Here is a 22,265-nt window from a genome sequence, read left to right on the forward strand (position 1 = left end):
AGAACTCTGAAAAACTAAGAAAAATATTTTATTTTAAATACTATAATGTACAAATATGTACTACAAAGCTTTATATAGTTCATTATACATAATATTAGTACAGAACGATTAAGATTACAATCTTATTACAATCTTAAGAAAATTTTTACAAAAAGATTATTTAAAAAACAAAATGTGATAATATGCAATATAGAATTGATTTAACTAACGATGAAGTACCAACCAAATGGTATAATATTAACGCTGATTTACCTGTAGAACTTCCTGCTCCTAAAAACAGTGAAGGAAAAGATCAAATAGGCACATTGCCTCAAATATTCGTAAACGAATGTCTTAATCAAGAGTTCGCTACTGACAGATACATAAGTATCCCAAAAGAGGTAAGAGAACTCTACCAAAGATTAGGAAGACCTACTCCTTTAGTTAGAGCAAAAGGACTTGAAGAAAAACTTAATACGCCTGCAAAAATCTATTATAAGCGGGAAGACACTTCTCCTACTGGAAGTCACAAGCTAAACAGTGCAATAGCTCAGGCATACTATGCTAAAAAGGAAGGTATTGAAAGAATTACCACAGAAACCGGTGCAGGGCAATGGGGTACTGCTTTATCCCTTGCAGCTTCCATGATGGGAATCGATTGTACCGTATACATGGTAAGGGTTTCATATGACCAAAAGCCTTTCAGAAAAACTATCATGCAATTGTATGATGGAGAGGTTCATGCTTCCCCAAGTGAAAATACTGAAGTAGGAAGGAAAGTTCTTGCAGAACATCCAGACACTCCAGGTTCCCTTGGAATAGCTATTTCTGAAGCTGTAGAAGATGCTTTAACTGATGATAAAGTAAAATACACCTTAGGAAGTGTATTGAACCACGTTATCTTGCATCAAACCACAATTGGTCAAGAAATCAAGATTCAATTGGAAAAAGTTGAAGAAGAGCCAGACACAATGATTGCTTGTGTTGGTGGAGGAAGTAACTTTGGAGGATCCTTGTTCCCATTCATTAAAGACAAGATTCAAGGTAACACCGACACTGAATTCATAGCTGTAGAACCTTCTGCATGCCCTACATTGACTCAAGGAGAATACAGATACGACTTTGGTGATGAAGTGGGATTCACTCCTCTCTTGAAGATGTTTACATTAGGACACAACTTCGTTGCTCCTTCTGTACATGCAGGTGGACTTAGATACCACGGTATGAACACACAAGTGTCCTTGCTTAGAGACTTAGGCTACATCAATCCAGTTGCTGTTCACCAAAGAGATGTATTTGCAGCAGGTAAAATGTTTGCATTGTGTGAAGGAGTCATTCCAGCACCTGAAACAAACCATGCAATCAAGGCAGCTATTGATGAAGCTAAAAAATGTAAGGAAACTGGTGAAGAAAAAACCATTGTTGTTAACTTCTCAGGCCATGGTTTAATGGACTTTAAAGGTTACGCAAGTTATATGGATGGATCTATGGAAAACTCCAAATAGATTTCCATTCTATTATTTTTTTTTATGATAATTTTTAGTTATAAGTTATAAGTTATAACTAATAACTTATAAAATATAAGAAATAACTTAAAAATAAAAACTTATAAATGATAAATTATAAAGTAAAAGTAATAAGATATAACTTAAAACTTATATAGTATAACTTATAAATTATAATATATAAGTAATAACTAGGAAGTAATAACTTACAAATAATAACAAATAAGTTTTAAGAAAAAACTTCTAAGTTATTCCAAGTTATTCATTATAAGTTATAAAATTTAAGAAATCACTTTATTTTAAGAAAAAATACTAAGGAGAATTAATATAATGGGAGAAACTATTGCCGTAATGAATCAAAAAGGCGGATGTGGGAAGACTACAACTGTAGTTAATTTGGCAACATCACTTGCAGCTATGGGAAAGGCCGTCCTTGTAGTCGATATGGATCCGCAAGCTAACGCTACAACAAGTTTTGGAATTAATAAAACAGAAATCAAGAAGACAGTATACACTGCTTTAGTAAACGAATGCAGTGTTCAAAAAGCTACAATTCCAACAAAAATTGAAAACCTATTCATACTTCCAAGCAATATCGACTTAAGCGGTATTGAAGTGGAATTAAGCAAGGAAGCTAACTATCATATAGCTTTAAAGAACTTGCTTGAACCTATTAAAGGCATCTTTGATTACATTATAATAGACTTGCCACCATCTCTTGGAATAATAACAATAAATTCACTAATAGCTGCAGACAGCGTATTGATACCGATTCAAGCTGAATATTTTGCACTTGAAGGATTGGCCGACCTGATGAATACAATCAAACTTGTGGAAACAAGATTAAGAAGCCCGACACCAATCAAGGGAATACTTCTAACATTGTATGATGCAAGAACCAGATTAGGAAGGGAAGTCTATTCCGAGCTAAAAAAATACTTCAAGGACAAGGAATACGTATTCAATACAGTCATTCCAAGAAACATACGTTTGGCAGAAGCTCCAAGTTATGGAAAACCATGTATTGTCTATGATCCAGAAAGCAAAGGTGCAATAGCTTACTTGAAACTTGCTAAGGAAATATTGGAAAGGGATGGAAACTGAAAAATAAAAAATAGAAAGAGAAAGAGAGTTATTGAATTAAAATAGGAATATGATACTTGATGATTACAATAATGATTTTTATATAACACGAAAGGGTTTGATGAAATGGCTAAAAAGGAAAAGAATACAGGATTAGGAAGAGGATTGGATTCATTGATTCCAAAAATAGAAGAGAAAGATTTTGAAGAAGGCATCAGTCTTGAGGATATGTTAAGGGAATCCGAAGAGGAATCAAAAACATTTGAAGAACTGGTTGAAGAAGTTGAAGAGGAATTCGATGGTGAAGATGAACTTCAAGTTTTAGAAAAATCAGCAGATGTTGAAGAGGAAAAAGTAGAAGAAAGTTCAGAGTACACAAATGTTTTCTTCAATGATGATGAGAAACCACCAGAAAATGGTGCAAAAGATGAAGAAAAAATCAGCTCAGAAAAAAGTGTAGAAATAATTGATTCTACAGTTAATTTAAATGAAGAAAGTGATGCAACTAGTGAAATAATTAAAGCTTCAGATGATTTAAAAGAAGTTGGTAGTCTTCTTTCAGAAAAAGAGGAGAAACTGATAGATGAAGTCATCGAAACTGTGGAAAATAATCCAAGAATCACTTTATGGTCTGCAAGATCAGCGGCTGTACTAAGGTACTTGAGAAAAACCGAACCTGAATTCAGCATAAGCAGTGAAGCATCAAACTTGATAGATGCTGCAATAGCTGAAAAGTATCCTGAAATCTGGACATTGTTTAATCATTTGTAAGATACTTACATGATTTAGAATTATGATTATCCACTTAACATCAATAAATCAAAGGATTGGTAGATGATTGGAATCTGTTTTTAAATGGATTCCTTTATCTATCAATTAAGAAGATTAACAAATTTTATATTAATTTAAAAATAGCTAACTAAAATTAAAACACGGGGATTAAAATGAAATTAGGATTTTCACTTCTTTCACTTTTCATGAAAGATGTAAATGAAATGCTTGATATGGCAGTAGAAAAGGGCTTTGATAGTGTTGAACTCTTGGCTGAAGGTCCATACAGACCAGATGAAATGCTTGGAAAAAAGGAAATCACAGAAGTGTTTCACTCATATGACTTGGATGTCTATATGCATGCAGTAAATGTTGACATAAACCTTGCAAGCTTAAATACAGGAATTCGTAAGGAATCTGTGAAACAGACAAAGGATTGCCTTGACCTTGCAGATGAGATAGGTGCTATAGGCATAACAGCCCATCCTGGTAAAATAGGAAGGCCTGAAAAATACCTAAGGGACATGGCACTTGAGTTCCTTACAGAATCCACCCATGAACTTGTGGCCTATGCTGAAGACAAGGAAGCAAAAATATCCATAGAAAACATGCCAGAACGTTTTTCCTATCTTGGAAACCGTGCTTATGAATTGGAAAACCTCACCAATGAGACCGGTTGCAACATTACAATAGATTTAGGTCATGTCAATACTTGTGAAGATCAAGAAAGTTTCTTCAAGATTCCTAATATCCTATATAACCATATAAATGACAATGATGGGATAAAGGATAAGCACCAGGCAGTAGGTGACGGAACTCTTGACTTGAATCTGTTGAAGCATGTGAAGCATGGAATTATCGAATTGAATAATTTCGATAATGTAATGAAAAGTAAAAAAGTGATTGAAGATTTCTTAAGCGAAAATAAATAGAATAATAAAAAAGAAAATAATTGAAAAAAGATTGAAGATTTTGACTAGAAATCTATTTGAAGAACTTCGCTAATGTCTTCAATTACAAAATCTGCATACCCTTTTAGTTTATCAGGGAAATCACCATCTTTCTGTTCAGTTGTAAGAATAGCTGTATCAGCTTGCTCAAATGCTAAAATGTCATTTGGGCCATCACCAACCATCATGACCTTATACCCTTCATCCTGAAGATTAGCCACAATTTCAGCTTTTCTATGCGTACTTGCAGTTGCAAATGCATGGTCTTCAGGTATTCCTGTAATGTTTGCAAGTCTTTTGATAGCTCCTGATCTGTCTCCTGAAGCTATGAAAACTTCTATATCCTTATCCTGAAGCTTGGCTATTGTATCCTTAACGCCACTGAATAATTGGCCTGCAGATGTTATTGTGAATGCAATTCTTTCCTCTGCAATGTCTATAATGACTGCTGAACCATTGCATAATTCCATATTAGGAACCCTTTCGGCTAAAAGAGGGAATGTATCTGTAATGTCCTTTATCACAGCAGTATCCTTTTCAAGAATTGAAGTAATTTTCTCTTTGGAAACCTCTGTAGAATAATAGCTGATGTCAAAATCTATATTGTTTTCCAATACAAAATCACTTATCAAGGTATTTGGATCCAATTCATTGAGACGATTTGTGTTGAATTGAAGAACAACAAGTGCTGCATTCAAATAGCTGTCTATCAAATCCAAAGAGTTCACATGAGTGATAAATTCGCCAGTAGACACATTCTTTATAACCCTAAACCTTTCTAATAATGTTCCGGAGTTATCAAATACAATAGCTTTTTTAGTCATCATATCAGCTCAAATTAATAATAATTATAATTATAGATTAGTAATATATTAATTTATTGAATAACAATTTAAAAAAATGAATTTGTAATTAAAATGATTTTTTAAAAAGATAGTGTGTGAAAAAATGTTGATTGATGAGGAATTGAAATTAAAAAACATTACCCTTAGAAATCGTATAGTCATGCCTCCTATGGCTAGGGAAGGCAGTGCTGATGGAAAGGTGACAGAAAATCTTATAGAATATTATCGCTTGAGAGCAGAATGTACAGGGCTTATAATAGTTGAACACGCATATGTTTCCATTGAAGGAAAATCAACCCCAAAACAGCTTTCTATGGCTGATGATTCTGTTATTGAATCTTATAGAAATTTGACAGAAGCCATTCATAAGAAAAATTGCTTTGCAATAGCCCAATTAAATCATGGCGGGAAAGAGAGAATTTCAAGGGATTGGATAAACATAAATTCCATGACTAAAGAGGATATTGAAAAGGTAAAAGAGGATTTCGCAAAAGCCGCTATAAGAACTAAAAAAGCTGGCTTTGACGGTGTGGAAATACATGCGGCCCATGAATACCTATTGACTCATTTCTATTCACCTTACACAAATAAAAGAACTGATGAGTATGGGGGAAATCTTGAAAATCGTTTGAGATTGGCTAATGAAATCATTCAGGAAGTTCGTGCATCTGTAGGTGAAGACTATATTGTAGCCATTCGCTTTGGCGCATATGATTATTTGGAGGGAGGAAGCAAATTGGAGGAAATTCCTTTTGCTGTCCAATCATTCATAGATTCAGGGGTAGATTTAATTGACATTAGCGGCGGGCTATGCAGATCCAGAAATCCATACAGCAAAGAGCCAGGATACTTTAAGGAACTTAGTAAAATAGCTAAGGAATCATCTTCAGTTCCAGTGATTCTTACTGGAGGTGTGAAAAAAGCAAAAGATGCTGAAAATCTGCTGAAAGAGGGATACTGTGACCTTATTGGCATTGGCAGGGCTATGTTAATGGATGCTGAGTGGTCTAAAAAGGCATTGAAATCATTGAAAAATATCCAATAGGTATAACTACTTATTCTAACTTATATCCTAACTTAATCCTAACTTATATCCTAACTAATAGTTTATATAACTTGAAAAATATAATTATATTATTATATAAAAAAATCATTATCAAAATTTATTGAAATATTTGATATAATATGATTTGATTATCAAAGATTACTTAATCATAATTACAATGTTTTAAAATAAAGTAAGGTGTTTTAATGAATATCCTTGAAAAATTAAATGCAATTAAAAATCAAGAAATTACTGCAAAGGAAAATGTAGAAGCTTACATTAAGGTTATTGAAGAAAAGAACGATGACATTAACGCTTTTCTTGAATTAAACAAAGAACAAGCTATCGCTAAAGCAGAAGAGATTGATGCTAAAATAAAGGCTGGAGAAGAAGTCGGAGCTCTTGCTGGTTTAGTGTTTGGTATTAAGGCTAACATAAATGTAGAAGACTTTATCATATCTGCTGCATCCAAAACCTTAGAGGATTATATCGGAAGCTATGATGCAACTGTAGTTAAGAAAATCAAGGCTGAAGACGGAATCATCATAGGAATAAACAACATGGATGAATTTGCAGCAGGAAGTTCAACTGAAACCTCATACTATGGAGCTGTAAACAACCCAGCAGCACCTGGAAGAATCCCTGGTGGTTCAAGTGGAGGAAGTGCAGCAGCAGTGGCATCTGGAATGTGTGACATTGCAATCGGTTCCGACACTGGTGGATCAATCAGAAACCCATCTTCCCACTGTGGAGTCTTAGGTATGAAACCTACCTATGGTGCTGTTTCAAGACAAGGATTGCTTGACTTGTCAATGAGTTTAGACCAAATCGGTCCTATGGCCCGTGACATCACTGGAATCACCCTTGCTTTAGACACTATTGTTGGATATGACCCAACCGAATGTACAACATTGAAATGGGACGCTCCAAACTTCACTGAAATAGCTGAGTCTGTCAAAGATGCTGAAAAGCCATTGACAGGAATGAAAATAGCTACCTGTAAGCAGTTCAAGGAAGTAACCAATGATGAAATCAATGCAATCATTGATGAATCCGTTGCAAAGCTAGAGGAATTAGGTGCAGAAGTAGTGGAATTGAGTTTCAACTACATTGACATTTGTCTTCCTACATACTATCTTATAAACTATGTTGAATTCTTCTCTGCAACCAGAAAATACGATGGAAGAAAATACGGTTCCAGAATCGAAGAGGTATGTGGTGAGGAAGTTCTCAGAAGAATCCAAATGGGTTCATACATTTCACAAAAGGAATTCAGCGGCAAATACTATCAAAAAGCTCTTCAAGCAAGAACAGTCATTAGAAATGAAATCAATGAAATGCTTGAAGGAGTGGACTTGATTGTAGGTCCAACCGTTCCTAAATTGCCACACAAATTAGGTGAAAAGTTAGAGCCTATGGAAATGTATGCATACGATGTGCTTACCGTAATTGCTAACTTGGCAGGTATTCCAGCTGCAAGCGTAAAGGCTGGTGAAGTTGATGGCATTCCTGTAGGATTGCAATTGCAGGCAAAACCTCAAGACGATGCAAAAATCGTTCAGGCAATGGCTGCATTTGAGTATGCTAAATAAGTTTAAAACAACCAATAGCTATTATTAGCTATTAACTTACTTTTTTTATTTTTTTATTAAATTAATTGATTTTTCTTTTTTTCATGATTTAAATTTTGTAGAGGGTTAATATGAGCGAAAATTCATCAAATAAACAGAACAATTCCAAAAAGAGAAACAGGAACAACAATTCCAATCAAAACAAAAAACTGCTCAATGAAATCAAGACTTTGAAGGAAGAGCTTGAAATCAAAAATGAGCAAATTCAGGAATTGGAGTACGAGTTATCCTTGAAGGATGAAAAGATAGAAGACATCAGAAACGATTTGGAATTGAAGACTGTGGAAATTGATGAATACAGCCAAAAGATAGATGAAAAGGATCAAAAGATCAACAATCTCAACAACACCCTCATTAAATACAAATTTGAAAAGGAAAAGCTTGACTTGAAGCTAAAGAATGAAATCAACTATGAAAAGTCCAGAATGAAAGAGATGGATGACTTGGAGAAGAAAATCAATGAGAAAATAGCTATCATTGATGACAAGCAGGATCAAATCAACTATCTCAGAAGCCTAATCAATGACTATAAGGAGCAGGTCAAAAGCAATACTGACAATTTGGAATTGCAGCTTAAGAAGATAACAAGAACATATGACAATCTTCTCTCCCAAAAGGATTCAATTATAGAAAAGCAGGATAAGACCATTGAGGAGATGATTGAATCTGCGAAGCAATTGGCTAAGGACAATAATGCTACCATAACCAGTCTTGAATTGCAAATTGGAAATTACAGAGAGCTATTGAAAAAGTATGAATAATTAATTATGCTTATTTTAAAAAATAGATAGATAAAACAATAGCTGTGATTTTAAAAATTAAAAAAATAGAATAATAGTAAATATTGAAAATTTACTATTTAAACCTTATTTTTGGAATAAATAAACGAAGGGAGTGTTAATTCATAATAACCCTCTTCATAATTTAAGTTCAAGTCATCTGGATTGTTTATGGAATAGCCACATTCAGCACATCTATAACCGCTACCAGTTGAATAAACAGCTTCACTTCCACAGTTTGGACATGTTTCAGCACCATCTCCATCACCTGAACTTCCACTTCTTAATGCGAATGGGTTATCATTGGATGAGGATGAGGATTTGGAATTTTTAGCTCTCTCTTGAGCTTCCCTTTGAGCTTTCTCCTTTTGTGACTTCAAATCACTAAGATGATTTTTCACACTAATTACATAATGGTCATACTCACCGCCAATAAGCAATCCATTGCCATTCTTATCGCAACGCTCAAAGATGCTGTATAAGTCTGAATCTGAAACGGTGAATTCTGAATTATGATCATAATATCTAACTTCATCAAAACTCAAACCGCCATTTCCATCAAGGTCCAAGTCTACAAAATCAGTGTAATCAGTTGGTGATTCCTCTGTATATGAATCCCATGGAATTCCTAAAACCACATGGCCTAAAAGAGTGATTATCATTAGAATCAAATAAACTGCACAGCATCCAACTATAATTCTTTTGATGATGTTCATTTCATTAAATTGATTTATGAAATCTTCTATACCTGACATGAATTACCCCCTTATTTAAAAAATTCCTAATAAAAATCAAATATCAATGGTTAATGTCACTTCATCTCCATCCTTGAAATTGTATTTGTCCCTTAACTTGTCCTTGGATATGAATTCCAAATAATTCTCATCATGTGTGGTTTTGTCTGGAAATACAATGGCTCCTTCAATGTCCTTGTTTAGATGAGCTTTAATATACCTTACTGCACCGAATCCTTGATCTGGCTTTATAAGATTCTTGCAACTGTTTTTCATTAATCTTATATCCTCAAGCTTATCCTCTTCCACAATGAGGTTTAAGGTTCCAGGAAATGGGGTGAATCCGCATTTTTCCCTAAATTGGTCCTTATAAAAATCCTGGCCTAAAAAATATGCTGCCTTTCCCAATCCTGTTGTGACAATTCCTGTGATTTCCATTATAATCCCTATAAATAATATAAAAATTTAAGATAAGTAATTTAATAAATGTTAATGTTATTCAAGTGATGTTAACTGAACAAATGAATCCCTATCGCTTGTAACGTAGTTTCTGATTGAAGTGCTGTTTCTATTCTCGAATTCTATCATTCCATCCTTCCCATCAAAACTGAATGTGAGATTTCCATTTTTCACATCATCATAATCAAATGTGCACATTATGTTTCCATCATATGAAATTGAATAGCTGGAATCGTTTTTAAAGTTTCCAACTGAAGATAGGATGGATTCATTATCTAAAGTCAAGTTAAAGAAGGTCGCATTTGTAGATTTTGGACTGATGTCAAATTCCACGAACCCTTCCATTACATCACTCAAGTTATTGAATTGTATGATATGCTTTACGGTTATTCCTTGGAAAACTTCTGTTAAGCGACTGTTAGGTATAACCTCACCATCAGAGAGACCCAATTCACGTTTTACCTTTGATGGCAATCTGAATCTGTTTCCGCTATCCCCTTCTTTTGTACCGTTTACTTCATATGACTTGCCATCTATAATCATCGTATCATTTACAGTCATTTCCAATGTGCTTAATGCATCATCAGGAATTCTTAACATGTCTGTTTCATTCTCTAAAGCACTGTCAATGGTATATGGCCCTCTAACAGAAATGGTTTGCTGGTTATGGTCAGCGGGGGCGTAAACAAAGTTTCTTGAAGTAAGCTCTACAGAGATTTTTCCATCATCAAAGCTTGCTGCAGATAAGAATGTTGAAAGCATCAATATTAAAATCAATCCTGCTACAATCAATGGGAAGTGCATTCTAATGAAAGATTGCAATGATGCCCGAGTATTGCTTTTCTTTAGAATAGGTATGGATCTTTTTATTATTTTTATGAAGTAAAGAACTGTCAGCACTATACCAATAAATGCAATAAATACTGAGACAAAAACAGGTATGAATGGCACAAAGAATATCATGAAAAGGCCTAAAATGATAAAGGACAAACCCATAATAGCCATTCTAATATAGTTTCCCAATTTATCCATCATTGTAACACGGCCATACTCTACAGCCCTGTCAATAATGGTTCTGACAACTTCATTAGCCATCCTGTTTAAATCGGCAAGGGGAGACATGTCATGACAAATGTCTCCAATATCAACTTCCAAAATCTTGATTCCATGAACATCAGCATCCAGTACAATACCAACATCCACCCCGTAATCCTTTTCAAATCTTATTTTATTCAATGCAGAACGTTTACCTGCAAATTGACCGCTTAAAGGCTGTTCATAATTAAGTTCAGGGAAGAAAAATCCTAAAAGAGGCTTTGCGGTAAGCTCTGTTACACGACCGCTTTCCCTTGCAAACTTGGTTTTGGTAATGTCAGTTCTATCCTCTAGAATCGGCCTAATGATCTTATCGATCTTTTCTGAAGTAAAATTAGAAACATCTGCATCAATAAATGCTACAATATCCCCATGAGAATTTTTAAAACCTGTTTTAATAGCTGAACCTTTACCTTCGTTCATTATGTGGCTTATTACTGTAGCTCCAGCACTTTCCGCCTCTTCAACAGTTCTGTCAGTTGATCCATCGTCAACAACTATAACTTCATCTACATAAGATAACTTGCGAGCTACACTTACCACTTCAGCAACAGTAGCTTCTTCATTATATGCAGGAATAACAACGGAAACTGATTTATTGGAATTTGTAGTTGTTTTGATTGAAGCAAGCAAAAAGACTAAAATCACTGCTAGCCAAGACACATTTTCACCTCTTTAAATGAATTGATTTAAAATCCCATAGGAATTTAAAATAGTATAATATATTTATTATGTTTTAAGAATGTATAAATCTTGTTATTTTTTTAAAAATATATTATCATAGATGAAATATTAATTATAAATACTTAGTATGCATAAATTTCTTTTTCTTAAAAAAATAAAAATAGAAATACCCTTTGAGATTTAAACATATGAAACTTCAATTATCCATAGCCAGATATTTTATTGATATATGGGATTCTGCTTAAAATTAATGTTATAATCCATGAAGCAATGAATGCGAAGAAAAAAGCGAAAACACAATATACAAACATTTGAGAACCAGTTAATTGCGCTGTCTTAGCAAATGGCCTATAAATTCCCATAACAAATAGCATATGAACTAAATAAATTCCATAACTAGATCTGCTAATAGATAAAATAATCTTATTAATGATTTCTTTTTCTAGTAACTTTTTAATATTTGTAAAAATATTTTCCCCATCACTATAGATATATCTAACAATTAAGAAAAATGAACTTGCTTGCAATACTTGGAATATGCTAAAATCCAGTGCACTATACATATTAATTTTAGGATAAACATCCCAGAAGTTACCTAATTTCATTTTTATAAGAGTTGAAATTATAAAAACTATAGTTGAAATAATTATTATTTTTGAAGGAGATAAAGCAAACTCTTTCTTTGATAAATAATAACCAAATATTAAATAAGAAACTGGAGTGATAAAGAAGTTTAAATCCAGAGCAAATTTATAATCAATGGTTTGCATAATTTGATAAAAGATAATTGCAAATAAAAAAATTATTAGAAAATACTCAATTTCAACAATTGAAGAATGATTTATAATTTTTGAAATAAATGGAATTGCCAAATAAGCGCCTATTATCATCCAACAAAACCAATATGCCATCAAAGGATTTGGCTCAATATTTAGAATATAAGTAAATGGAATAAAAAATAATAAGGGATAGCAAACACGAACAAATCTTTTCTTAAAAAAAAGTTTTATATCCTCATCCCGACCTAAAAGAAGTGCTCCACTAACCATAACAAATATAGGAACTCCTAGACGGGCAATCTGATTAAGTTTGAACATATTTATACCATGAACTAATATGGGATTCCATAAGGTAAAACAGTGCAAAAATACTATTCCCATTATAGCAAAAGCTTTTAATGTATCTAAATATTTAATTCTTTTTATTTCAACCATAAAAATCCCAATTTAATATAAATAATCCTATTTTAAAGCTGTGCAATATTTGAAGTATTTAATAGTTTATTTAAAAATTAATTTATTTAAACATTCTAAAATCAAAAAAGAAAAATATGTTCAAAAAAAAGAAAAATAGTTATCACATAAGTGATAACCAATTTTATCATTCTATGAACCAAGTTCAAAGAATATTGTTACTTAAAACTAGAGTCCGAAGAATACGTATAATGCGAATATGATAACCATAATCCACATAATCCAACTGAACTCTTTTGCTTTACCGGTAGCAATTGCTGCAATAGCGTAAGTGACGAATCCCCATGCGATACCTAAGGAAATGGAGTAGGTTAAAAGCATCATGATGATTGTCATGAATACGGAAGCAGCTACAACCATGTTGTCCCAGTCCACTTCTTTTAATTGTACGATCATTAAGATACCTACAATTACTAATGCTGCAGCAGTTACAGAAGAAGTAAACAATGCTAAAACAGTAGGAGCAAAGATAAGTGCGAGTAAGAAGAAGATACCGGTGAATACAGCGGTTAATCCAGTTCTACCACCAAGACCGATACCGGTTGCACTTTCTACGTATGCGGTTAAGGTTGAAGTACCTAAAATAGCACCAATGATTCCACTGATAGCGTCACCGAGGAAAGCTCTGTCAATACCATCAGCATTACCTTCTTCATCAACGAAACCACATTGATTTGCTAAAGGAATCAAGGTTCCAGTAGTATCAAAGAAAGTCACGAATAATAAAGAGAATAAGATCATGATTAAGTTAGGGATGTTGGAGAACAATTGGGTAAATCCAGTTGCAAATGCACCAACCACAGAAGTGTCAAAACTAAATGAAATGAATTCTGCAGGGATAGCAGGCATTATAGGATCTCCAGCTCCGAAACCAGCTAATGTAAAGATTACACCTAAAATTGCAGTTATTACTAAACCAAGGAATACAGCTGCAGGTACTTTCTTAATGTATAAGATTAAGGTAAGTAAAATACCAATTACTGCTAAAAGTGCAGGAGCGGATAAGATGGAACCCATACCTACTAAAGTAGCAGGGTCAGCTACGATAATTCCAGCACCTTTCAATCCGATAAATGCTAAGAAGAAACCAATACCAGCACCAATTGCTAATTTTAAGTCAAATGGAAGTGCGTTGAGAATAGCTTCCCTTAAACCGGAAATGGTAATTAATAAAAAGATTATACTTGAAACAAATACAGCTGCAAGTGCAGTTTCCCAAGTGTTACCCATAGTTAAAATAATTGTATAGGTAAACAATGCATTCATACCCATACCAGGAGCAAGACCAACAGGGTATTTGGAAATAAGACCCATGATGATACAAGAGACCCCTGAAGCAAGAGCAGTTGCGAAAAATACTCCTGTTGCAGGCATTCCACCTTCAGCAAGCATAGTAGGGTTTACACCTAAAATGTAAGCCATTGCTAAAAAGGTGGTTAAACCAGCAAGTAACTCAGTTTTTAGATCAGTATTATTTTCATCTAATTTAAAAAATTTGTTTAACATAAAACACCTCAAGTATGAAAACTATATGAGATAAAGTTTTCAATATTTATATATTTAATTATTAACTATTTTAAATTTTTCTTATTTTTGTAATACTAGCAAGTGAAAAAATTAAGATTTTTTAAAAAAAAGATAAAAAATAAGAATGGAAAAATAAAAAATAGAAAAGATAATAGTTAAAAAAAGGAAAGATAAAAAGATAATATTTTAAAAAAAAAGGAAGAAGATGATATTTAAAAAAAAGGAAAAAGAAAGAGAAAGAAATTGATAAGAAAACAAGAGATTTAAATTTTATTTTCTTTTCTTTTTGCTTATCATATCATTGAAAATCTTTTCTGATGAATTTTCACATTCATACTGAAGGAATTTTTCTTTGAATTTCTCTCTAAGATAAGCTGTTTCTTTTTCAGTTTGATCAATATTGACAATTGCATCTTCCAATTCATCAGAATTGAATAGCATAGGTCCAGGCCTGTTTTCTTCAATGTCCACATATAATCCTCTGAGCTTATCCCTATAAACTTCCAAATCATATGTAAATAGAAGTATTGGCCTATCCAATAAAGCATAATCAAACATTACAGAGGAATAATCGGTAATGAGTATATCGGATATTAAATATAATTCTTCAATTGACTCATAACTTGTTAAATCGTATATAAAATCATCCTGTTTTGGTTGCTTCCAACCTTTGACGGAATAATGATGTAACCTAAGTACCAAGACATACTCATCAGACAATGATTTTCTAAATGAATCCAAGTCAATTCTTAAATCAAATTGATGCATTAGTCTCCATGTTGGAGCATATAGAATAACTTTTTTGTCTGTTGGAATACCTAATTTCCTTTTGATTTCAGCAATGTCCTTTTCATTGTTCCTAGTGTATAGAATATCTGTTCTTGGATATCCATATTTTAAAAATTCTTTCTTGTAATCAAAACAACTTTTAGAAATATCTGCAACAAAATCACTTTGTACAGTCAAATAATCCCAACGGTCACATCTTTCAATGAACTCTTTTTCCGCTTTCTTGTTAGGAAACTCGCCAGCTACATCTAATCCTAATGTTTTAAGTGGAGTTCCATGCATTGTTTGTATATACACTTGACCGTTTCTCTTTTCGAAATTGTTTGCAAAGTTAACATTATCAACGAAATACTTTGATCTTGCCAAATAATAGAAATATTTCAAGCCATTTCTTCTAACTTTAATACCGTTTCCATTGATTGGGAAATCCTCATCATCTAAAGACCAAATACACTCATAATCAGGATGATTTTCATCAATGTACTCATAAAGGTATCTTGGACTGCAACTGTATTTTGTACCCCACATTGATTCAAACATGATAGTTTTTTTCTTTAATGGCAATAATTTAAATAATTTATACAATTTTGGTGTCAAATCATATTTTTTATAGTATTTATTGTCAAATATTAAGTTCCTTTTGCTTACTCTAATACGCAAAGTGCTGTCAAAACCACGATAAATATGATATGCTTTAAATCTGGTACCATACTTATAGTCAAATTGTTTGAGTGAATACAATAATGTTGAAAAAACTGTATCTCCAAAATTATATTCTATATAGAAATCACGTTTTCCTTGATAAAGATGTTTCATTAAACTTTCATCAAAAAGATTGATATTGAATTCTGCTTCATTTGATTCCTTTATGTATTTTCCATCAAGTAGATAGGAATTTTGATTAGTTTTTTCATCTTTAAGGAAAAGCCTGATTTTTGCATCTTTTCCTTCAATTTCTTCAGAAGAGTATAATTTTGCCTTAAAATTAAGGGTCTGTTCCTCCCTATTAATCTTATCCTCAATGACAGAAATATTCTTGCTCATAAAAATGTCATAGTTATAGTCTCTGAGAGTATTTAAAATGCATTGACCTTTATTTGAGTGCAAGAAAATCAATTTCTTGTCATTATGAACAAGAGGCAAGCCATTATCATAAAGAATCCTTCCTTCATAAGGAAGTATTTTATCAATATCAAGACAATAGCATTTCTTTTCTTCATCATAATCAAATGGGATGATAATTTCATCGTTTATGGAATCCTTTTCATAATATAAATTCACATTTCCATAATTCTCTGGGCTGTAAATGCAAAGCTTATTATCTTCAGCAGTGATTTTATCATATAGATGCTCCAAATGATGCATATCAATAATTACATCATTATTTAAATCATATTTGATAATGAAATAAGTATCTTCTTTAATGTTAGCCCTTAAATCACTTGATCTTTTTACATCATTTCTAGCGAACCCTGAAAATACATTATGTGTAATTCCATCTTGAGTGAAAGAAACTGAAATTCTGTTTTCACCTGAGAAATCAGGATTGTCGTTTAAAATAGAATAAGGAATGGAAATTTTATAACCTGATGCAGCATAGGAAAAACTTTCTTTAAAAGGGAAATTAAAGGAAGAAATATTATTAATGATGATATCTTCATATTCTAGAGGAATCTTTTTTTGGCTATTTAGGTTTACTAAATTAAATGAGTATTTCCTATCCTCAAAGCTATCATCCTTTAAACCAGGTATTGCCATAAACCCTTTTATTTCAATAGCTTCTTTCCTATAATCTACACTTACAATATATTTTTCAAGTTTTCCGTCTTTAACATACTTATCCAAACATAGTGAATCAAAGTCTACCATATCATCATTGCAATCAGCCATTATATGGGAATCTTTTAAATATAAGTCCTTATTTTTTAATTCGTAAGTGTCAAAATTCAATAAGTTCACTAAGTTCTTGAAATCCTTTTCCAATAAGTATTTGTATTTTAATTCCTCCACTTCATTCAAGTACTTAAAGCTTTCCGGATTGATGTTGTTATTGATGTATTCGCAAAGAATATCCATCAGTTCCCCAGATTCCTCTTCACTAATGCTTTTAAATTTATCTATGAAAATCATTAAATCAATTTTCAACCATTTGGCTTCCTTGGTATGAATCAAAGTTTCATCGTTGACATTTTCCTTAAAGAAATCATCCACTAATGACATGGCATTCAATCTATCAACCAAATTTTTCTTTGAATTGGTATTCTGTGTGATTGATTTGGATATGCCCTCTCTAATCCTCCATAAGTAACAGTTTTCATAAACAAGGGAAATGTTATTTGCAAGATAGAACATTGGGATGGTTACTGGTATATCCTCATATAAAACTCCTTCTGGAAACTTAAACTCATACTTATCCCAAAAGCTACGTTTGATTAATTTATTTGGGGATGTTGTGTCATATATAATCTTTGGAAAATCAGTGATTTGTATACAATCTTCACTTCCGGAAAAAGCAATTTCATGAATGGTGGATCTCCAATAACCCTTTGAATTAAAACGCCAAATAGCTCCAGTAACCAAGTCGCTGTTATTTTTAATAGCTAATTTGTACATGTTTTCATAAGCATATGGCCTAACAAGGTCATCAGAATCGAGGAAAATGATATAATCCCCTTCTGCAAACTCACATCCATAATTTCTAGCATGACCTAATCCCTGATTTTCTTCATAAATGTATTCTACATTTTCATATTTTTCAGCGTATTTTTTAGCTATTATTGCACTGTCATCAGTAGAGCCGTCATCTATCAATAAGATTTGTAAATTTCTTTCATAACCATCTGTTAGCTCCATATTATTAATTGATTGGTCTAACACTGAGTCGACACACTCATTTAAAAATTCCTCGACATTATATACTGGAATAATAACGCTTATCCTTGTTTTCATACAATCCCCTTAAAAAAATGAAATAAGATTAATTTTAAAAAATTGAAAATAAGATTTCTTATTTATAATATGTAATTAATGATATAAATAGATTAAACCAGTCCACTGAAATCCATCTAAAACCAATAGATGAAAAAAATAGATTAAGGATTAAGCATTAAAAAAAATAGCTTTTTATTTTATTTTTATAACATTTAAGAATCCATGCTAATAATATCCTGACAAGACTTTGATATATGGGATTTTACCTAATATTACAGTAATTATCCAAGAGATGAAAAATGTTGCTAAGGAAGCTAATATAATGGTTAAACATACTTGGGTTCCAGTCAAAGTCAATGGCTGGAGATAATAATAAAATAGAAGTGTAGGCATCAAATTCATCAAATACATCCCATAACTGGCTCTGCTTACAGAAAGAACAAATTTGGAAATGATCTTGGATTGTAAAAACTTCTTAATGTGAGAGTAAATTCCATTTGATGAAAGATAGAGATACTTAACCCCTACAAAGATAGATGCCGCCTGAATTATCTGCAAAAAGCTAACATCCAGCCAGGAAGATAGCATAGGGGAAGTGTTTGCGGCATAGTTTTCAATAAATGGAAGATAACCCCATATTCCACATGACTTTAAAAATGTGGTTAAAACAAATATGATTATCGAAAGGGTGATTATCTTATTTGCATTCATATTAAACTCTTTCTTAGATAAGTAATAACCTAAAACCAAATATCCTAAAGGAGATAGGAATAGGGTTAAATAAAGGTACTGTGTGATTCCAAAGTAATATGTTATTTCATAGAATACAGCTGCAAATAAGAATAAGATGATGAAATACTCTAATTCTTTCAATTTAGAATGTAAAATGTACTTGTTTATAACAGGTATGCTCAAGTAAACACCTAATATCATCCAAAAATACCATCTGAATGCAAAAATGTTTTGTGTTTGCTCATGAGTCTGATGATTCAAGAAAACAAACAAGAATGTGAGAATATAAAAGAATATGAATGGATATACAATCCTATTGACTTTTTTCTTTAAAAAAGAGCCAATCTCAATTTCTCTATTTAACAATAGAGCTCCGCTAATCATTATAAAAACAGGCACACCAAACTTGACCAATGCAGTAAATCCATAGATTCTAATACCCATTATTTCAGCTTGTGTCCATACCTTGAATGCATGGAGGGTGATAATGGATAGAATTGACAACAACTTTAATAAATCTATATATTCTAATCTTACTCTGGCCATAAATAAAGATTTAAAATGATAATATTTATATTTTTTTATAAAATATCCTCTGTTAAAAATAATTTAGAAATATAAAAATGAATTAAAAATACTGATAAAAAAATAATGAAAAAAATTAATAAAAAAAATCAAAAATGTTTATTTATAGTGGAATAAATATATAAATAAGATATGTTATTGCTATTTGAAAGCTCATTTTTGCAATTCAAAATTTCTTAATTCACATATATTTTGAAAAGTGAAGGATAAGAGAAAACATGCATAAAAAAATATCAAAAAAGGATAAGAGAAAACATGCATAAAAAAATATCAAAAAAGGATAAGAGAAAACATGCATTAAAAAAATATCAATTGATGAACTTTTATTGATGTGAAAATATGGAAAGACCAAAAATTTCAGTGATAATCCCTGTTTATAACGTTGAAAATTATGTTGAAGAGGCAATTGATTCAGTTGTTAATCAAACAATTTTTGACGAAACTGAAGTGATAATAGTTGATGATGGATCAACTGACAATTCAAGATTTATCATATCAAAATACGAACAAAATTATGATAATGTGAAAATAGTTCGTAAAGAGAATGGAGGATTAAGCTCTGCAAGAAATTGCGGTATGAAATATATAAATGGAGAATACATACATTTCTTTGATTCTGACGATTACATCTTGCCTTATGCTTATGAAAAATTATATGATTTAGCTAAAAAAAATGACCTTGATGTTTGCATAGGCAATTACTTAAGATTTAATGAAGAGAAAACATGGAAACATCATACCCCACAATTCGTTTTTAAAGATATTGATGGTGATGTTGAGCTTACGGATATTGAAAATTATCCAAATTTAACATGGGATATGCTCGTATGGAATAAAATATATAAAAGAGAATTCCTTGAGAAAAACGACATTAAGTTTATTGAAGGAATCACCTTTGAAGATAATATCTTTTCAACTGAAATTTATGCAAAAACAAAAAAAGTCGGTGTATATGATAATTATATCTGCGGTTGGAGATTACGGGAATCAAACGATTCAATTACCCAATCATTTACAATGCAAAGAACAAATGACTTAATAAACGTCTTTCATACGGTTAATGAACTTTTAGAATCAAATTTTAAAAATAAAGAAGTTTTGAGAACAAAATATTTTAAATGGTTAACAAAAGATGTTTCATTTTTCATTGAAACCATAAAAGATTATCCTGAAAAGGAGCATGAACAATTATTTGAAAACATTTATGAAGTTTATAATTTAATTCCACAAGAATTTACTGAAAACTTAAGCAGCTATTATTCTGTTTTGTATAAAATGCTAAAAAATAAAGATTGGGAAAGTTTGCTGTTATACACTTCCAATAACTATAGGCATAATCCTAAATTACCTGAAAATCTTAAAGAAGAGTATAAAAAGGATATTGACTTTAGAACTGATATAATGGATGGAGATTTAGACATCTACACAACCAATATCTCGAAAGATGGTGATGACATAGTCATTAAATTCAATTATTACATACCATACTTTGAAAAAACTGATGATTTTACAATAAATGTAAAAATAGTCAATTCAAACTATGAGGATATCCTATTAGATTCTAAATACATCGATAAATATCAGTTTAGAATACCTTCAAATCTATTAAATCTTGGAAAAAGCGGCATAATAATGAGTTTTAAATCCGGTGAAATCGAAAAGGAATATTATTTGAAAATTGGAACTAGAAAGAATTTTTCATTTGATGATTGGGATGTGGATGTTCTTAGAGGAAGAGCCAGTGACATTAGAATAATCAAAAGAGAAAAAAACGATGCAGAATATCTTATAAATGAAGTGATTTTTAAAGATGGGGAATATTTCAAACTAAAAGGAATTTCAAACTCTACAAATGTCCATGCTTCAATAATCGATTATTTGGACTTTTCAGAATATGAATATCCAATAGATTATGATGAAACCATTTCTGGAAAATATGAATTTTCAATCCAAATACCATATAGAGATTTTCTTAAAGCACCTATTAAAAGATGGGATTTCTTTATTGGGGGAAAATTCAATAAAATCAATTTAGATGAAGATTATGAATTTATCAATGAACAGTATAGGATATATCTTAAAAACTTTGGAAATAGAATTACACTTGAATTAAAAAGATATGATCCTATAGAAACTATTGAAAATTTAAATAATGAAAGCAAAATACTATCCAAAGAAAAAAGCAAGCTAGAAAAGGAAAGAAAAAAACTATCCAAAGAAAAAAGCAAGCTAGAAAAGGAAAGAAAAAAACTAAGTGAAGAAGAAAACCGATTGAAGAAGGAAACAAATGAACTTATTGAAAAAAACAAGTCATTGGAAAATAAAATAAAGGAATATGAAAACAGAAAAGATGTTAAAACTGTAAATAAAATGAAAAGGATCTTAAAAAAATAAAATTTATTTAAAGATGATAAAATTAAAAGAGGATAAACTATGACAAAAATTTCAGTGATATTCCCTTTCTTCAATGGTGAGTACTACATTGAAGAAGCAATGGATTCTTTAATAAACCAAACCATCTTTGAAGATATTGAAGTGATAATTGTTGATGATGGTTCAATTGACAATGCAAGATTTCTAGTAAACAAATACGTTCTTGATTACGATAACATACACTTGTTTTGCCAAGAAAATAAAGGAGTCAGCTCTGCAAGAAATCTTGCCATGAAGCATGTAAAAGGGGAATATGTCCACTTTATGGATGCTGATGACTTTCTTCCTTTCGATACATATGAAAAACTATACGATTTAGCAAAAAAAGGAAATTATGACATAGTTTCAGGTGCATTTTTAAGATTCAACGATGATAAAACATGGATGGAAATAATTTCAAAATACATTTATGAAGACCTCCATGAAACTATGGAAAACATTCAGCTGAAAGACTA

At 31.6% G+C, this 22,265-nt stretch carries 17 protein-coding genes; 9 read left to right on the forward strand and 8 right to left on the reverse strand.

Translation table 11 applies throughout. The features are described 5' to 3' along the window. Window positions 1-182 precede the first annotated feature (182 nt). The 4 genes from IJI80_RS00350 to IJI80_RS00365 all read left to right on the forward strand — a co-directional run bounded on the left by IJI80_RS00350 (window position 183) and on the right by IJI80_RS00365 (window position 4,270). Window positions 183-1,484 (forward strand): TrpB-like pyridoxal phosphate-dependent enzyme, encoded by a 1,302-nt coding sequence (locus tag IJI80_RS00350; RefSeq protein ID WP_292786340.1) that lies wholly within the window; start codon window positions 183-185, stop codon window positions 1,482-1,484. A gap of 330 nt (window positions 1,485-1,814) precedes the next feature. Next, window positions 1,815-2,588: a ParA family protein gene (locus IJI80_RS00355; RefSeq protein WP_292786342.1), complete on the forward strand. Its 774-nt coding sequence runs from the start codon at window positions 1,815-1,817 to the stop codon at window positions 2,586-2,588. A gap of 105 nt (window positions 2,589-2,693) precedes the next feature. Beyond that, window positions 2,694-3,338: an AAA family ATPase gene (locus tag IJI80_RS00360; RefSeq protein WP_292786345.1), complete on the forward strand. Its 645-nt coding sequence runs from the start codon at window positions 2,694-2,696 to the stop codon at window positions 3,336-3,338. A gap of 173 nt (window positions 3,339-3,511) precedes the next feature. Continuing rightward, entirely contained in the window at window positions 3,512-4,270 is a 759-nt protein-coding gene (locus IJI80_RS00365) for a sugar phosphate isomerase/epimerase family protein (RefSeq protein WP_292786348.1), read from the forward strand. Window positions 4,271-4,314: 44 nt separating this feature from the next. On the opposite strand, the gene IJI80_RS00370 is transcribed toward IJI80_RS00365, so the two are convergent. Beyond that, the gene (locus IJI80_RS00370) at window positions 4,315-5,112 is read right to left on the reverse strand and encodes an HAD family hydrolase (protein WP_292786351.1); all 798 of its coding nucleotides are present in this window, start codon (window positions 5,110-5,112) and stop codon (window positions 4,315-4,317) included. Window positions 5,113-5,236: 124 nt separating this feature from the next. On the opposite strand from IJI80_RS00370, the gene IJI80_RS00375 reads away from it, so the two are divergent. From IJI80_RS00375 to IJI80_RS00385, 3 genes are all read left to right on the forward strand, one after another. Next, the gene (locus IJI80_RS00375; protein ID WP_292786354.1) at window positions 5,237-6,178 is read left to right on the forward strand and encodes an NADH:flavin oxidoreductase; all 942 of its coding nucleotides are present in this window, start codon (window positions 5,237-5,239) and stop codon (window positions 6,176-6,178) included. Between the two features lie 206 nt (window positions 6,179-6,384). After that, window positions 6,385-7,770 carry an Asp-tRNA(Asn)/Glu-tRNA(Gln) amidotransferase subunit GatA gene (gatA, locus tag IJI80_RS00380; RefSeq protein WP_292786357.1) on the forward strand — a complete coding sequence of 462 codons (1,386 nt, stop codon included), beginning with the start codon at window positions 6,385-6,387 and terminating at the stop codon, window positions 7,768-7,770. Window positions 7,771-7,880: 110 nt separating this feature from the next. Then, window positions 7,881-8,570 carry a glycosyl transferase gene (locus IJI80_RS00385; protein WP_292786360.1) on the forward strand — a complete coding sequence of 230 codons (690 nt, stop codon included), beginning with the start codon at window positions 7,881-7,883 and terminating at the stop codon, window positions 8,568-8,570. 98 nt (window positions 8,571-8,668) lie between these two features. Here the strand turns inward: IJI80_RS00385 and IJI80_RS00390 are convergent, their stop codons facing one another. The 7 genes from IJI80_RS00390 to IJI80_RS00420 form a co-directional block, all read right to left on the reverse strand. Then, the gene (locus tag IJI80_RS00390; RefSeq protein WP_292786363.1) at window positions 8,669-9,343 is read right to left on the reverse strand and encodes a hypothetical protein; all 675 of its coding nucleotides are present in this window, start codon (window positions 9,341-9,343) and stop codon (window positions 8,669-8,671) included. A 36-nt stretch (window positions 9,344-9,379) separates the two neighbouring features. Beyond that, a complete protein-coding gene (locus IJI80_RS00395) occupies window positions 9,380-9,760 on the reverse strand; it encodes a CTP-dependent riboflavin kinase (protein WP_292786365.1) in 381 nt (126 codons plus the stop codon). Window positions 9,761-9,817: 57 nt separating this feature from the next. Next, window positions 9,818-11,539, reverse strand: a complete 1,722-nt coding sequence (locus tag IJI80_RS00400; RefSeq protein ID WP_292786368.1) for a glycosyltransferase — start codon at window positions 11,537-11,539, stop codon at window positions 9,818-9,820. Between the two features lie 221 nt (window positions 11,540-11,760). Then, the gene (locus IJI80_RS00405; protein WP_292786371.1) at window positions 11,761-12,774 is read right to left on the reverse strand and encodes an acyltransferase; all 1,014 of its coding nucleotides are present in this window, start codon (window positions 12,772-12,774) and stop codon (window positions 11,761-11,763) included. 207 nt (window positions 12,775-12,981) lie between these two features. Beyond that, window positions 12,982-14,319 carry an NCS2 family permease gene (locus IJI80_RS00410; protein WP_292786374.1) on the reverse strand — a complete coding sequence of 446 codons (1,338 nt, stop codon included), beginning with the start codon at window positions 14,317-14,319 and terminating at the stop codon, window positions 12,982-12,984. 291 nt (window positions 14,320-14,610) lie between these two features. Further along, a complete protein-coding gene (locus IJI80_RS00415) occupies window positions 14,611-18,078 on the reverse strand; it encodes a bifunctional glycosyltransferase family 2 protein/CDP-glycerol:glycerophosphate glycerophosphotransferase (protein ID WP_292786377.1) in 3,468 nt (1,155 codons plus the stop codon). A 207-nt stretch (window positions 18,079-18,285) separates the two neighbouring features. Then, a complete protein-coding gene (locus tag IJI80_RS00420) occupies window positions 18,286-19,338 on the reverse strand; it encodes an acyltransferase family protein (protein WP_292786380.1) in 1,053 nt (350 codons plus the stop codon). A 378-nt stretch (window positions 19,339-19,716) separates the two neighbouring features. Between IJI80_RS00420 and IJI80_RS00425 the strand changes: the two genes are divergently transcribed. After that, window positions 19,717-21,771 carry a glycosyltransferase gene (locus IJI80_RS00425; RefSeq protein WP_292786382.1) on the forward strand — a complete coding sequence of 685 codons (2,055 nt, stop codon included), beginning with the start codon at window positions 19,717-19,719 and terminating at the stop codon, window positions 21,769-21,771. Window positions 21,772-21,810: 39 nt separating this feature from the next. After that, the coding region (locus tag IJI80_RS00430) for a glycosyltransferase family 2 protein (RefSeq protein ID WP_292786384.1) at window positions 21,811-22,265 on the forward strand (455 nt) is incomplete at its 3' end.

Source organism: Methanobrevibacter sp., from assembly GCF_017432245.1.
Classification (GTDB): domain Archaea; phylum Methanobacteriota; class Methanobacteria; order Methanobacteriales; family Methanobacteriaceae; genus Methanobrevibacter.